Annotated in this window: 12 protein-coding genes and 1 other RNA gene; 1 reads left to right on the top strand and 12 read right to left on the bottom strand. The window is 34.0% G+C overall.

Going from position 1 to position 16,096, the window contains the following annotated elements:
• Window positions 1-5: 5 nt before the first annotated feature.
• The 7 genes from AC07SW_RS04360 to AC07SW_RS04330 form a co-directional block, all read right to left on the bottom strand.
• Window positions 6-407 carry a DUF4176 domain-containing protein gene (locus AC07SW_RS04360; RefSeq protein ID WP_135022541.1) on the bottom strand — a complete coding sequence of 134 codons (402 nt, stop codon included), beginning with the start codon at window positions 405-407 and terminating at the stop codon, window positions 6-8.
• Complete coding sequence (essC, locus tag AC07SW_RS04355) at window positions 404-4,849, bottom strand: type VII secretion protein EssC (protein ID WP_463685159.1); 4,446 nt, start codon at window positions 4,847-4,849, stop codon at window positions 404-406. Before essC ends, AC07SW_RS04360 begins: the two co-directional genes overlap by 4 nt.
• Complete coding sequence (gene essB, locus AC07SW_RS04350; protein ID WP_135022539.1) at window positions 4,830-6,002, bottom strand: type VII secretion protein EssB; 1,173 nt, start codon at window positions 6,000-6,002, stop codon at window positions 4,830-4,832. The genes essC and essB overlap by 20 nt, the downstream gene beginning before the upstream one ends.
• Before the next feature lie 13 nt (window positions 6,003-6,015).
• Window positions 6,016-6,276 (bottom strand): type VII secretion protein, YukD family, encoded by a 261-nt coding sequence (locus tag AC07SW_RS04345; protein ID WP_135022538.1) that lies wholly within the window; start codon window positions 6,274-6,276, stop codon window positions 6,016-6,018.
• A 15-nt stretch (window positions 6,277-6,291) separates the two neighbouring features.
• Entirely contained in the window at window positions 6,292-6,786 is a 495-nt protein-coding gene (essA, locus tag AC07SW_RS04340; protein ID WP_135022537.1) for a type VII secretion protein EssA, read from the bottom strand.
• Between the two features lie 32 nt (window positions 6,787-6,818).
• Window positions 6,819-10,205 carry a type VII secretion protein EsaA gene (gene esaA / locus AC07SW_RS04335; protein ID WP_463685158.1) on the bottom strand — a complete coding sequence of 1,129 codons (3,387 nt, stop codon included), beginning with the start codon at window positions 10,203-10,205 and terminating at the stop codon, window positions 6,819-6,821.
• 70 nt (window positions 10,206-10,275) lie between these two features.
• A complete protein-coding gene (locus AC07SW_RS04330) occupies window positions 10,276-10,572 on the bottom strand; it encodes a WXG100 family type VII secretion target (RefSeq protein WP_135022535.1) in 297 nt (98 codons plus the stop codon).
• A 678-nt stretch (window positions 10,573-11,250) separates the two neighbouring features.
• Between AC07SW_RS04330 and AC07SW_RS04325 the strand changes: the two genes are divergently transcribed.
• Entirely contained in the window at window positions 11,251-11,547 is a 297-nt protein-coding gene (locus tag AC07SW_RS04325) for a bacteriocin immunity protein (protein WP_135022534.1), read from the top strand.
• A 286-nt stretch (window positions 11,548-11,833) separates the two neighbouring features.
• On the opposite strand, the gene ssrA is transcribed toward AC07SW_RS04325, so the two are convergent.
• The 5 genes from ssrA to AC07SW_RS04300 all read right to left on the bottom strand — a co-directional run bounded on the left by ssrA (window position 11,834) and on the right by AC07SW_RS04300 (window position 15,973).
• Window positions 11,834-12,199: a transfer-messenger RNA gene (gene ssrA, locus AC07SW_RS04320) on the bottom strand.
• A gap of 159 nt (window positions 12,200-12,358) precedes the next feature.
• Window positions 12,359-13,207, bottom strand: a complete 849-nt coding sequence (locus AC07SW_RS04315) for a Cof-type HAD-IIB family hydrolase (RefSeq protein WP_238328259.1) — start codon at window positions 13,205-13,207, stop codon at window positions 12,359-12,361.
• Window positions 13,158-13,826 (bottom strand): histidine phosphatase family protein, encoded by a 669-nt coding sequence (locus AC07SW_RS04310; protein ID WP_034571224.1) that lies wholly within the window; start codon window positions 13,824-13,826, stop codon window positions 13,158-13,160. The genes AC07SW_RS04315 and AC07SW_RS04310 overlap by 50 nt, the downstream gene beginning before the upstream one ends.
• Before the next feature lie 37 nt (window positions 13,827-13,863).
• Window positions 13,864-14,637: a flavodoxin family protein gene (locus AC07SW_RS04305; protein WP_135022483.1), complete on the bottom strand. Its 774-nt coding sequence runs from the start codon at window positions 14,635-14,637 to the stop codon at window positions 13,864-13,866.
• Between the two features lie 130 nt (window positions 14,638-14,767).
• Window positions 14,768-15,973, bottom strand: coding sequence for an NAD(P)/FAD-dependent oxidoreductase (locus AC07SW_RS04300; RefSeq protein ID WP_034571230.1), 1,206 nt, complete (start codon window positions 15,971-15,973; stop codon window positions 14,768-14,770).
• Window positions 15,974-16,096 lie beyond the last annotated feature (123 nt).

Below are 16,096 nucleotides of genomic sequence, written 5' to 3'. Positions count from 1 at the left end.
TCTCCTTACTCTCTGAATTTATAAAATGGATCTTTTTGTAATTGTTCAGTTTCATCAATGATTGGTTCAGGTTCTTGAATCTCTTCTGGCTCTGGTGCTTCTGGAACAACTATAGGACCATTAGCCATTTTTAGTAACAAATCATCTAAAAATTCTTGATCTTTTTGATCGGAATATCCTTCAAAAATAACTTCAGCAATTTGGTCAGCGCTAATCGTGAATACTTCTTGACTAGGTACGTCACCAAATGGATGAGGCGCAACTTTATATCTTGAAAAAATTTCATCCATTTCATTTTTGGCAATTGCTCTGGCAACTACTAAATAAAGCATTTGGCTATCTTCAGGTTCTTCTAATTGTAAAATACTCCCTAGAGGCAAAAAGGGAGTGTTTATTTTTTCTTTCATTCTCCTACCTCCATTGGTACAACAATATCTTCAAAAACGTCATCCTTCAAACTATGAAGAACATTTCGAGGAACCACTACATTTTTTTGCGTATACGGTAAATTCTCTATAAATAGTTGATTTTGTAAGCTACCACCAAATAGAATTTGATACACACTTTCTTTCACCATATTCGTCAAGCCACCATAGGTATTCCCAACTTTGGATAAGCTATCTATAAATATAAGTTGCAAATGATCATTGCCACCATTTAAAAGAAAAGCGACTTCCTCTGGATTTAAGAAAAGCTTATCAACTAATTCTGCAACACCATTTATTATTACGACTCTTGGGCTTGAATTATTTAACAACATTACTTCTAACGATTCTTTCAGTTCAAAGTTTTTTTGCGTGACTTTCATTCGATCAATATAAGTTGATACATTCGTTGAATTTTCCTCTAATGTTCCGGCTGCGTCAATTAAAATGACGTCATTCTCTTCTTTCCAAGCACTGATTAGTTGCATAAACCATGGCATCATCAACCTAAATTGTTTATTCGATGCGGTAAATATACCTAAACTCTTTCCTTGGAATAGTGGAAACTTTTCTACTAATGAAGATAATTTATTTAATCCAAGGTATAAATTATCGGCATCTATTTCTTTTACAAATGAATTAAAATTTTGAATGGTTAATTCTTCTGGAACCATCGGTATCTTCTCAGGACGTTTCCCAGTCCAATCATTATTCATTCGAGTGACTTCTTTTTCAAGATTTTCCAATAGATCAGAACTGTCTTCTCCTTGAATCGGTAAATAGAATTGAACTGCTGTTGGCGTATCCAACATGACTTGTCCTCGACCATTAATTGCCTGTGGAGCAAGAGTCTCTCTCCCCAGTAATGTGCTTAACTCCGTTTCATCATTTAAGTATAGCGCAATTTTAGTTGCAATGTTACTCATCATATTCATACGAATACTACCTGAACGGCTAGCAGTTAAAATTAAATAAACGCCTAAGCTTGCACCATCTCTTAATAATTGAAGTAACACTTCGTCAATTTTATCTTTTCGATTATCTTCTAAGCTCAATCCATCATACCCATCTAAAACATTCACAATGATTGGTAACTTCGAATCCGTTTTTGCTTCATACTGCATAATACTAGCAACACCATTTTTTTTAAAGGAACCTTTTCGTTCAGCCAACAATCCAGAAATTCTATCTAACATTTTTTGTAGTTTTTCATCTTCTTCTAGCGTGACAATATCTGCTACATGTGGTAAATCTTTTAATGGCAACAATCCGTTGTTCCCAAAATCCAATAAGTTTAATTGGACTTGTTCTGGTGTATTTTGATGTGCTAAATTCATGATTAATGTTTGTAACAGTGTTGATTTACCATAACCAGGACTTGAAAATATAGCGGTATGACTTGCTTTTTCTAAATTATAATGGTAAATTTTTTGCGCTTGTTCAGATGGGATATCTAACAAACCAAGTGGAATCGTTACATTTCTTTGTTCTGCTTCTTCAATAGTCGGTGTTGCTATTTGTTCACTAAGATTAGGTAGCCAAGGTTTATCAGGAATGGTAAACTCTGATTGTTCAAAAATTTGTTCTATCGTTTCAATCACAGCTTCTAATTGTGTTGGCAAATCACTTGTATCTTTTCCTTGCACAATATCTTCATCTGGATCATAAAGTAACTCTGTTTGACCTAAATCATTAATTTTAAAAATACGTTCATCTACAACTTCTTCCATAGTCTGATCTGGATCATAAAGAACCCCTGCATAACCACTTTGGAAAAGTTCATATACTTCATTTTCTCCAACTTTAAGATACCCTCTACCAGGATTCGTAATTTGAGCAGCATCTGGTGTTTTTAAAAGCTCATTAGAATCTTGAACACTTGCCATTTTTAGTGCAATTTTACTAGTACTATTTGCTTCAATTTGATCGTTAACCACACCCGATGGTTTTTGGGTAGCCAAAATTAAATGAACACCTAAGGAACGACCAATCCGAGCAACAGATGTTAATTCATCTAAGAATTCTGGAACATTCGCCTTTAATTCCGCAAATTCATCTGAGACTAAAATTAAATGTGGGAGTGGTTTATTAGGATAAACGACATCTGGTTTTGGTGTATTTCTTTGCTTGTATAAACTCATATAACCATTGATATTATTCACACCATATTTAGCAAACTCTCTTTGTCTTTTATTTAATTCTGCCTTGATACTCGCTAAAGCTCTAGCAGTTCCTGCGCCATCTAAATTTGTGATTGCCCCCATAAAATGCGGTAATTTATCTAAGGTATTGGCAATTCCGCCACCTTTCCAGTCAATAATCAACATTCCAATATCTTCTGGTGAAAAATTAATTGCTAAACCAATTAGATAAGTTGTTAAAAATTCTGATTTCCCTGAACCTGTTGTTCCTCCAACTAATGCATGTGGTCCATGCGCTCGTTCATGTAGATCCCAATATACAAAATCTGATTTCCCTCGCCATCCAATTAATGAGCGAATAGATTTGTTTGGTTCAGCATCTAACCAACGATTTTTAATCTTTAATTCTTCAATTCTTTTCACTTCATACTGTTCTAATAAATCTAGACTTTCAGGAACAGCATTTTTTTCTACCTCAACATGATGTAAATTCGCTAACCGCTGCAGTGCTTCTTCAATTGGATAAGCGGTAGGTAAATGGGTCGGTACAAAGGATTGATTCACATATTCATTGTTTTGGTTAATCAAAATTGCTGATTCACTGCTTTGATAATCAATTAAAGTTGTCGTTGTTTCTGGGAGCATTGGTAACGCATCTTTCCCCCAAATCACCGTCACACCATATGGACTCATATCTTCTGCTAAAAATTCATTTAGTCCATGTCCTGATAACCAGCTTTCTTCTAAAATAGAGAACACATAATGAGGCTGGAACCGTACCTTTTCATTGCCAGCTTCTTTTAGTTCTTGTCTTCTTTTTGTTAAAATTTGGTAAAAGGAGTTGAGCACCATATCTCGGGTTTGAGCGTTATGGATAATTCCTCTTAAATTTAAGCTGCGAATTTTCAGATGCGGTAACCATCTCCAAGCATGCCAGTTAAGATCATAATCATTTTCTGGAACCAATGTCACAAATTCAACATCTCGATACGAATGCAGCATTGAAATTTGAAATAATAGCGTTTGGATCGCTGTTCGTAATACTGGATAATTTCCTGCTAGCCCAACTGTTTGATCCATTAAAGGGATCACAATCGGAGCTGATTCTAATTGTTGGTACGGCCAAACGAGTTCTTTTTCTGCTAGCGAACTCAATTCACTCTCTTCATTTGGTTGATACTTTACAGCAAAGCTTGATTGAATTTCTCCAGTTCCAACATGAACTTTTAAAAAATCTTCGTTGGTTGTCATTCGTTCATAAATTCGTGCTTCATAATCTTTAGCCATTAAGGCAAGGTCATTCATTGATGGGTACATATACGTAAGTGCGTGCTCTTGCTCTTGCTGTAAAAGGGAAACATCGCCCTTCTTCTGGATGAGATACTGTTTATAAGAGCTTTCGCTTTGTTGGTTTTTCTCTTTTGTTTCTTTCTTATTGGTAAAATAGCTAGATACCGAAAAACCTGCCGTTAATAAACTAGCTCCCCCCATACTTAGCATCATAATTGGATTCCCACCACTTAAAAAGCTTGTAGCGCCACTTAAAACCACCATTCCCAAAGGAGGGACAAGGGTTCTTACTAATTCATTTTTTCCTTCTTTTTCTTTTGGGGTAGGAGACATTACCTCTACATCCATTTTTGGTTCTTTTAAGTGGATGCGAGGGCTTCGTCTGAATAATGGAAATTCAGATGGGTATTCAGGTTTGTAGCTTTGTTCAATGAGTTCAAAGGGATTCAATGTGAACTCCGTTCCTAAAGTTGTTAGCTTTAATTGATTTTCCCGAACTTCTATAATTAGTTTATCCATTACTAACTGATTTCCAGTAACAAAGTCAAAGGATCCTTTTTCAACTAACTTTCCATTAAAATAGATTTTTTCCTTATTTGCGTATATCGCTACATTGTATTGCGGCATTTTATTTTTAACTGTGACCGAAACAAAGGCTGCAGTTTCTAAGCTTATCGCTGATGAAGACATCGAAGAAATTGTAAAATCTTTTTTAGGTTTATTTGTAACAATCGTTTGATACTCGTTTGGCTTCATTACAATAAAGTTGTCATTTGTTTTTTCATACGGTTGATCGTCAATTAAAATTTCCTGACCGTCATAAACGACTACATGTCCATCAATCACTAATTCCGGGTTAGCTGTTGTTAGCTGATAATGAGAAAACCTCTCTCCAAAATAAAACACCTCAAAAAGCGTAGTTGGATTAGCCTTCATTTGATCATCAATAGGAACAATTGAATCATTCACTATGTTATTCGTTTTCAGAATCATCCGGTGTTCCTCCTAATAGTTTCATATACTTAGCAATCGCTTCTTCATATTTAGTCAGTAATTCTTGTTTCTTTTCACCGTTCATTTTTGTGTCTAGTTTTGTTGCTTCATACAATTTAGTGTATGCGTGTAAAATAAATTGGTTGTCTCCCACATTTTGTGCAATATCAAGAGCTTTTTCAAATGAACCTTTGCCGATATAGATCCAATAGAGCAATGTATTTTCATTTGATTTTTGAGACACATTGTTTAAAATCATCTCTTTTTGTTCATTGGATAAGTTATCTAATTGTATCGAACTTACTGCGTAAACATATTGGGCACTTTTAGGCAGTGTTTCAGGTGTATCCTCCTTAAGAGTGTTTAATACTTCTGCATAATCGTTCGCAATATAATTAGATTCTGCTGTAATAATTCGTTCTTGGGTGGGAACTTTTTTCAATGCAAAATCTCCCACAAAAAAGCCTAAAATAAGCGTTGCTACAAATAAAACCAGACTTCCCCATTTAAATAAAGAATAGCTTTTTTTATTGACCATTTTGTTTAAGTGATCTTGTTTCATTTTTTGAATAACTACTTGCTCGCTAATCTTTTGATCAATTTCTTCTATCGAAAGGGCAGATTGAATTGATTTAGAAAGTGGATCTTGTAACGTTCCAGCGCCTTCAATCAGTCGTTCATAATCTAATTTAGGGTGAAGAATAAAAAGAATTAGAGCCCGATACTGTTTTAAAAAACCTTCTTCAGTTGTTACGTGTGGCACAACACTATTCATAAATCCTCGATGAGCAATCAGTAGCTCTTCACCAAAAAGAAAAATATTGCTTGGATGAATAAACGGTTGGATAGTTGTCTGATTAAAGGACTCTATAAAACGTATTTTTTGTGCTAAGAGCAATCGATTAACTGGCGTCAATTTTTTTACTGTTTCTTCAATAGTGACTGCATATGGATCTTTTTTATAAGAAAGAATTAATTGTTCCTCTGTTTTCTCTATAATTTCTCCTGCCAAAAGAGTATTCTTTTTTTGAAGAACATGCTGAAATTGATCCAGCTCTGACAAGCGGTATTGATTGGCTTGTAATGTAACAAGTACCTTATCTTTTTGAATTTGAATGTCTATTTTTTCCGATATATCTTTTACTTCACTCACGTTTTACGCCCCTTTACTTTCCCATAGTTTCTTTAACAAGCAATTGATCTCCGTCACCTAGTGCATAATTAGCAAGGATGACTTCTTCTTTTAATTGAATGGATTTATTTATTATTTCTAACTCAAATGAATCCGGCAAAAAAATATTTGCCAACTCCAGTGATTCCTTCAATAATTCTTTTAAACGATTTACAGATACTTTTATCGGAATTTGTAAATCGATAATTTGTTTGCCCACATGTAGTCCAATACTAATAGAGGTGTCTTTTCTCATAAAATTTCCGCCTTTCTATCCTTTTTTTACCCATGATGGAAATGAGCGACCTAATAAGATTCCTAAGCCAAGAACAACGCATCCGCCCACAATACCACCTAGAATAAAAACAACATGATTTTCTTTTCCTATTTTCAATTCATCAGAATCAAGATGATCGTTTAAGGTATAATCTTTTGAAAAAAGGATAGGCGTTACGTGTTGTTCAATCGTCTGTTCTTTTGGTGTCTTTTTTAAAAACAATTCTTTTTGAGCACTTGCAATTATTTCTGTTTGTTCTTTGTTTAATTGCTGATCTTTTTTCGACATATCCGTCATAAACAATTGATTAATTGTAAAAGTAGCAGCATTTTTTTGGCTTTCTGCATTTTTTTCATAAATCACTTGATTATTTATTTTTAGATCTCCCGCAGCTGCATAGCTAGGGACGCTTTGTAAGAACATAAACAAGGCAAGGAACATCATCCCTTTTAAAATAGTTTTAAAATCAATAATTTGTCTACTTTGCATCTCTTTTCTCCTCATATCAATAATAGAAAGAATCATGCACTCATTTTTCTATCATCTGGTTTCACCCAAAAATTTAATAGAATTCCAACAATTGCTACTATCGCTAGAATCATATAACTTACCCAACCAATACTTCCTCCATTTAATAGCGCTGTGAATCCATTTTGAATGTTTTGCAATGGTGAAAGTCGGTACACTATATTTGTAAAGGAACCTGTTTTCGTTACAACTCCTAGTAACGGAGTCAGCATTAAAAATAAACCTAATAGTCCACCGCATAGATAAAGGGTCAGTAATCGGAACTGTCTCATACAGCCAAGTGTAATCAATAGACCTGCAAATAAAACTAAGAAGGCATAACTAAACCATGCTATTTTTGAGTCTATTCCAACAACGAGACTTAAATTAAGTGCAAATGTAAATGATAGAGCAACACTACTAAGCAAGATCACAACCATATTCGACGTATTGTACCAAGCTCTTGAAGGATTTATTAGTAAATCAGTCTTAGTAGCAATTCTTCTTCTCATGTATTTTTGCATTGCAATCGCCACTAAGATAATAATAAAAGAAGCTATAAGCGTTGCATAATATGGGATTAACGAATTTTGCCTTGTTTTTCCAAAATCGCCTTTTTCTTGAATCGGGTTTGAAAGAAAGTTGAACACGGTTGAATTGTCTGTTCCTCCATCTCTAGTATTAGAAAGAACTTTATCAAAAGATTCCGCATACTTATTGTTCTCTTTTGTTGTTTCGTGTACTTCAACAACGGTCTTATCTAAACTAGTTAAAATAGTGTTTGCATTAGTCTGAACCTTGTTTGTAGATTCTTTTAATGACTGGATAATAGGTCCTACATCTTTAACTTTTGCAGCTGACTCTCCTGTAGTTGTAGCCGTTTCTTTTGAACTATTGGCTAATGCTTGAATGCTTTTCACTAAATTTTCTGTCTCAGCGTTTATTCCAGTAGTATCGTTTTTTTCAGGATGTGCGTTCGTGTCAGTGATAACGGATTCTGCTGCTACTTTTTCAGTTTCAGTCCACGAATTGTAAGCTGCGTCGATTTCTTTATTCGCCGTATCAAACCAAGAACCTAATAAAGAGGCTTCCTGTAACATCATTTCTGGAACCGTCATAAGATTTAACGTACCGTATAAAGTAGCGGTTTCGTTTTCATTTTTATCGTCTTGCGTACCAATTGTCGCTTTTAATTGCTTAATTTGTTCTTCAACATCGGTGTATAACTCATTACCATTTGACTTATACTTCTCATAAAGGGAGTCTGAAATTTGTGAGATCATTTTAGAATCCGTTACGTTATTATAAAGCCAATAAACAGAATTTGGAGTAGCTAGCTCATTAAATGATTTATCTGGATGACTTGTAACGTACTCAGAAAAATGAACGATATCTAAGTTTGTTGGATCCGCATAAATGGTTGTTAATTTATCAGCCGTTGATGTTAAGAGCGTAAAAAGACTAAAGATTTCAGGTAAGTCTTGTTTTAAAGGTTGATCTTTATCGATGTAACCAGCCAACTGTCCCGTTGTTATAAATTTATCTAAGGTCCAAGAATAATTACATTGAAAATATTCGGTAGTACTATTGTCATTAGGGTAGACCCATTTTATTTTCGATTCAAAGGGATAAGAAATATGGTCATTCGCTGGTGCTTTTGGCGTTTCTTTAGCACCATTTTCTTCATCGATTTCCTTAAGTATGATGGCTATATTTAATTGAGTTCCTTCAATCGTTACCGTAGCTGTATAATCGGAATCAGATAAATTTTTGTTCATTAATTTTTCTAGTTTTCCTCTGATCTCTTCTAAATTAGTCACTTCAACTGTCCCACTACTCACAGCATCAAAAGTGTGTTTGAATTGTAATTTTTGATTTTTTCCGGGCTTTAAGCTCACATCTACTGTATTCATTACACGAAACTCTGATGACAGATCATCTTTTTCAGCAGTTGATAACAAATTAAATTGATTGCCATTACCAGTCAAATCAGGAGCATATTGAGTAACAATAGCGTAGGAAGCACTTAGCTTATCACTTACTTTTGGTGTTACGAGTCCTTTATTCACAAGTGTTTGTAATAAAATCGGGAAATCAGTAGCTGATGGCAAGGCAACATTTTGTAATTGTTGAAGTTCATTATTGACAGCCTTTAAATAATCTCCATCTTCTTTTATCTCTGATTTTTTATCTCCAGGTGTTAGTAATTTTGAAATAGCTAGCTTTATTCCATCTTCTGTTGCTGTATCTGGATTAGCCTCTCTATCATTGTAATATTTTTCCGCGATATCTCCTTTTAAAGTTGATAAAGTTTTTACTTGTTCTTCTAAATCTGCTATTTCGTTTGTTAATTCTGTAATTCTCTTACTCTGTGATTTTTTAAACGAATAAGCATTTGTTAAAAAATTAGCATAGACACCTGAATCATCAGACCCTTCATGTCCCTTAGCAAAAAATAAATCCAACTGATCTTTTATCCGATCATCAAAACCGTCATATTGATTTTTGTAACCTTTTGAATCATTTTGCCATTGCTTTTCTAATTGTTCTTTTTGTAACTCAAATTGCTCATTAAACTGTTTGAGAGAGAGTTCTAATTTTTCATTCCCCTCATCAGCATAATCGTTCACAGCTTTTTGGACTTCTCCTGTTGATTTGCTATTATCTTCTAAACCAGCACTATTGGTTTCCATTAACTGTTTCACAGATAGAACAAATGCTTCCTGTTCTGATGTAAATAGTTTATTTTCTTCATCTAGGATACTAGCAGTGTCAATAACACTAGAAAAATTGGTTGGAACCTCTTTAAAAGGTAAATAAACTTTTTTCTCTAAGTTATTTTTATGATTCGTTTCTACTCCGACAATTTGGTTAACATTTTGTTGAGCCTCTGACAGGTTGCCTACAATACTTGAAAAATACATTTGAACAATTCGTTGGTTGAAATCTTTAAGTATATCGTTTACTTTCACTTGAATTGCTTGGTTAGTTATCTCATTTTGACCTTCTCGTACTTGGTACTCTACTAAAGCTTTTTCAGGATTTATACTTTGTAGCGAAAGGATTCGTTCAGAAAAATCTTGTGGAATAATAATTTGTGCATCAAATTGTCCATCCAAAACTCCTCGACTCGCAATATCTCTAGTTGTTGTTTCCCAACGATTTGTCGTATCTTGATTAATCAATGTGACAAAGTCTGTTCCTAAAGAATATTTTTTCCCTTCAAAAAGTGTTCCTTTATCTTCATTTACGAGTACATATTGCATTTTCGTGACTTTTTCATTAGACGTTTGCTGGATACTGTCACTTTTAAAACCTATATAGGAAAGAATAAATAAGAACAATACACTACTCACAATAATCAAAACAATAGGAAGATATTTTTTTAGTTTCGTTTTCAATTCGCTTCTCCCCTCACTTAATAGAAAAAACGCCCGCGCAATGAATTGCACTGACGCTATTTTGTCAAAATTAATTTAAACCAAAAGAACCTGCATCTTGTTGGTCACGTTGAGCTACTGTATCAGCATATTTAGTCAATTGACCATTGATACTAATCAATAATTCTTCCATTTTCTTAACGTTTCCTTCTAATTGGTTGTATTGTTCCAAATAAGATTGAAACGCTTGACCTTTCCATTCTTGAGCGATTTGTTGGTTCATTGAATTAACCTTACGAATGGCATCTTGAATTTGAGATGATGCTTGTTGATAAACCTTTGCTTGTGATTTCAGTTGCTCGGGTGTGACCGAAATTGCTCCTGACATATAAATCTCCCCTTTTTCATTATAATTTAAATTGTTTTCATAAATATTATATCTATAAATAACGATTATTGTCAATGAGATTATTTCTATTTATTATTAAAAAAACAAAACATCACATTAAGAATCTATTCGTTTTTAATTATCAAAAACTAAATGTAAATTTATCTAATTTGATTTTAATTATATAAGTTCTTTAATTTATAACAAATGAAAGCTCTTGATATAAATCTCTCTATTCTAAAAAAATCCACTATAACTGGCTTTAAAAATGAAATAAGTAACTTTAAAAGAACTATCCAACCTGATTAAACCGACGGATTAAATAACAAAAAAACCTTATAATTAACAACCATTTTTTGAACATTAAAAATCATAAATGATATGAATTAATTTTTCTTTACTATATTTTCTCTATACAATAAATAACTAAACTTTTATAATAAAAACAAGTTAACTACTATGGATATATCCAGAAAGTTTATTCAATGTAATTCCTATGTGAGAAGAACCTAAAAAATACTTCCAACTATTATCTGTACTATCTAACCATACTGCTATGCATATTGACGGATTAATCTAGTTTATAATTTAGTAACTATGCTATACTATAAATAGAGTTTAGTTTCAATAGAATGTAAAAGAATCATTAAAAAATGTCTAGTTGAGGAGCGATTTTATATGGGTAAATTAAATTGGTTTTCTGGTGGTAACGAACGAGGAAAACAAGCTGAAAACATTATCACTGATTTATTAAATGATTTAAAAATAGACTGCGCAAATAAATTTCTACAAAAAGTATTAGAAGAGTATCTTGAAGAGCTAAAACAAAAAAGAACTTCGGTGCCTTTTATTTTAAGTCGTATGAACTTAGCCATTTCTAACGCTGTCAGAAATGATGGGGGTTCTTTATCAGATTCTCAATCTAAACAACTAAAAAAATTGACTTCCATATCTACTATTAGATATGGCTATTAATAGCCTAGAGTCCTGTCTCTTATTGTGAATTAACTTCATTTTCAGTCTAAGTTTTCTTGATAAACTTCATAGCACTTCATGAAACTCTCTAAAAAAAAATTAATAGTAACCTCTATATTTAGAAAATGAAACCTTGAATGTAATTTTTTTTATTATCTTAAACTGATTTTAACGTATCATTCTATGTATGATTCAAAAATTTATAAAACAAAAAAACTGATAAAAACGTTTTTAAATAATCGTTTTTATCAGTTTTTTATTTTTGGTTATCTTCTAAATAACCTTAATATGGAGACGAGGGGAGTCGAACCCCTGTCCAAGCATATCGGCACTTAGACGTCTACGTTCATAGTCATGCTATTAAGGTTTCGCTGAACACTAGCCGCCTGACAGGCATCATGTGTCGCTAGTCTGATCATCTCTTCAAAACCTTACAGACGGAAAAGTTTTGCGTATCCCACTTATTATAGGACCCTTACCCGAGCACATGGGCGATGCCGGGAGGATCTACGTCAACTGTTTTTAGGCAGCTAGAGCGTAAGAGTTATTATTGTTTTTAGCAGTTATATTTAACTGTAACGTTTTTACGTAGTCGTAACCTACGAAACGCAATCCAAGCTCGACCTACACCTGTCGAATCCGTAACGCCCCCTAGTAAAATTGAAAATTGCTTTCAATGAACATCGGGTTAAAGCGACGCGGGAGAATAACTTACAAACTAAGTCTTCTTTTGAACTCTCTTTTTTTATTTTAACATGAAAATGGAGAAAACAAAAGGGCTGTGCTTGAATTTCACAGACCCTCTCCGCTTTTATATTAAATCATATTTCTTAAGCCCTGTAATAATGCCACCCTCAACGTTACTCGTCGTAACAAATTCTGCGACATTTTTTAAATCGGATATCGCATTGCCCATCGCAATCGGATGCTTTACAGCGCCAAACATTTCCAAATCATTGCGTCCGTCTCCAAAAGCAAATGTTGGAATATGCTGGAAGTTTAATCGCTCTATCAACGCTTCAATCCCTTTTGCTTTTGACCCACCTTTCACAATTGTATCCATACTAAAGGGCGAATTGCGAATAAAGAAAAGTTCTGGAAACTCACGATGGTAATACTCATCCCCCGCTTCAGCTAGCACAAGGGCCATATGAATATCTTCTCGATGATAAATCGATTCGTCAATTTGTGGAATTGGACTGTGAATCATATTGTACGCTTTTTCTAGTAATTCGTTGTGTCTCGTACAACGAATTAAACGATTTGAATAAAACGACAAGCCTTCATTTCGTTCATTGGTTGCTTCTTTTAAACGATCTAAGACTGCTGTTTCTAAAACAGACGCATAGACCTCTTCTCCATCAAAAGTCACGTGTTGCCCATTCATGGATACGATTGAATTAATTCCAGTCATTTCCATAATTTCATCGACTTCAATATTCGTACGCCCCGTTGCTATAATAGGCATACTGCCATTTTCACGTAATTGATGAATCGCGCTTGCCACTTCTGGATTTACTTGTGAATGTTGGTTTAAAAGTGTTCCATCTAAATCAAAAAATACTAATGCATTAGGTTCCAAATTAAAAGCTCCCTTGTAATCAATTTTCTTATCTAAAGTGACTGGTATCGTTAAAGCTTTCCAAATGAAATTGTCCATTTTGATAATTCACCACAGAAATGCTAGCATTATCTAAAGAAGTTGGAACATCTAATTCTGGAACAATTCCATTCAACATATTCCGAATCGTATTGCCATGAGAAACAACGAGTACGTGGTCTCCAGTATCACGATGCTTATCAATTAGTTTAAGCAAGCCTTTTTCTACACGTAACCAAAAAGTTAAGAAATCCTCAGCATCATGTCTTGGATCTGCTTTTTTCGTTCCATCCATGCGATCCGCAAGTGTTGCTTTTTCACGCATTTCATGGGCAGTTTTGTACCCTAATTCGTGAGCAATGGTTTCCCATGATTCCGCAATATCTAATCCTTCAAAACTACCGTAAAAAGCTTCTCTAAATTCAGCCATTTCTGTAATTGGTAATTTTCTTGAATGATAATTCTCTTCTAAAAAAATTTCGGTTGTTTCTTTCGTTCGACTTAAATCACTGCAGTAAGCAGCAGAAAATTTCACTTCTGACAACCCTCTGGCACTTTGTCTAACTTCAAATATACCATCTCTAGTTAACGGCGTATCTGACCACCCTTGCATCCTCATATATTCATTAAAAAACGTTCTCCCATGACGAACAAAATAAAATGTACATCCTTTAGCCAAAAAAATCTCCTCCAATAAGTGGTTTCTTCATTTATAGTTAGTTGCGTTTATGTTTTTTTACTGAAAAGTAATGTAAGACTACAGAAAGTAAGATAAAAAAGATTAAGACAAATGTGACATAATTTCCCCAAAAACCTGTGATTGGAAGCCAGTTTTCTATCAGGGATTGAATTCCCATTGTAATCAATGTACTGAATGCCAACATAAAAAATAATTGAATGTAACGTTTCACAGTAAAGTCCCTCTTTTCAATGCTTATTTGGATTTTTTTTCCGAGTTTTACACACTCTGCATGTTTCCAATCTGGCAGTTCTTTCATAGCGAAAGTATTTGTTGTAACGGCTTCACCAACAAGTTCCATTCCAGCCGTCGTGCATACTCGATCCATCACAATAAAGGTAGAATCGGTTACTCCTGTTACACAGTTTTCTAGTGTTTTGGTGTAGCAGTTGGTTAATAAAATGTACTTCTTTTTTGCATACAAATCTGGCAACATTTCGCCGTCTTTTTTTCCAAAACGCACCATCCGACTTCTCATACAATCTAAAAACTGCTTCATTAAACCGGATACATCTTTCCAATAAGTTGGGGTTGCAAAAATCAAGCATTCACTTGCTAGCATCTTGTGGTGCAATTGATCCAGAATTTGATTGTGCTCTTTACTAGGATTCATTTCTAGTGGATAATCCGCTAAGCAAATCATTTCAACGTCACAACCATCTGATTTTGCTCCTGCTAGGACTGCTTGTAACATTTGAGCAGTGATGCCGAACTTATTTGATGTTCCTAAAATTCCTAAGACTTTTGTCATCTAATGAACACATCCTTACTCTCCTATTGTAACAAACTCGTTTTTTTTTACTAGCTTTAATTTCTAAAAAGCAAAAAAAGTGATGCTAAATCATTGATTTAACATCACTTTTCAACTTTTTTAATTCTTTTTAATGATATAAATCAAAGCGACCTTTTTCAAACATGACTTTCATGCCGCCAGTTGTCATTAATGATTTGTTTTCAATTACTTTTTTCATCATTGATGCTGGATAGCCTTTCAAGTTATGTCCCATTACTTCACCAATCGCTTCGTTGTTCCCGATTGAACAAACTGAGCCTTGTGATTTAAATGTAAAGGGTACAATTGGTTGGTTCTTTATTTTTGCAGCTAAATTTTTCGCTACATTATCAGCTTGTTTCAACGCAATTTGTGCGGTTGTTGGGAATGGACGGTCACAAGTTTTATCCATTACGGCAGAGCAATCGCCAATAATAAAGATAGTTGGGTAACCTGGGGCAGTTAAATCTTCTGCTACCATCACACGGCCACGACGTTCTTCAAATCCTGATTTTCCAACAAGGCTGCTGCCTTTAACGCCGGTTGTCCAAACGATTGTTTTTGCTTTTACTTCTTTTAATTCATCATTTTCTTGATAAACAACTGCTTCTGGAGTTACTTCTTTAATTGGTGTGCCAACTAAGAATTTAACGCCACGGTCTTTTAATTTTTGAATGCCATAAGTTGATAATTTTTCAACAAACATTGGCAATAAGGTTGGCATTGCTTCAATACACGTAATTGAAATTTTATCAGCTGGTAAATTGTATTCTTTAACTAATTTTGGCATTTGTTGCGTTAATTCTCCAAGATATTCAATACTTGTAAAACCAGCTCCACATACAACGATACTTAATAGTGTTTCGTCTTTTGTTTCATTGTATTTTGCAAATTGAGCATGCATATGCTCTCTTACTTTTACAGCAGTGGGGATATCAACCATCGGTAAAGCAAATTCGTCTACTCCGGTAATACCAAATGATTCAGATTCAAAACCTAATGCAAAGACTAGATAGTCAAATTCGATTGTGCCATTTTTTGCTAGCTCAACCGTTTTTTCATCTTTGTTGACCATGACAACAGTATCTTGAATAAAGTTTGTTTGTTTTTGATCAACAACACTCATAATTGGAAAGCTGATTTTTTCTGGTGGATTTGCTCCACTTGCAACTTCATGTAAATAAGTCGCTTCATAATGGTACTCATTTTTATTTACAATTGTGATTTCCGCATCAAGGTGTTCTTTTTGAACTTGCTTTAAAGTTCTTAAACCAGCATAGCCTGCACCTAAAATAACGATTTTTGTTTTAGCCATTTTTATCACTCTTTCTACATCATTTATGTATGACGTTTCATATTTGTTTATCCATTGAATAGCTTACAACTTTCTTGTCCTTTCGTCAACAACCCTGTTTGTGAAAAATAAAACAAAAACCTT

It is taken from the genome of Carnobacterium sp. GW821-FHT04C06 (assembly GCF_059420345.1).
Note: the sequence above shows the minus strand (reverse complement) of the source record. Positions and strands in the feature narration are given on the sequence as shown.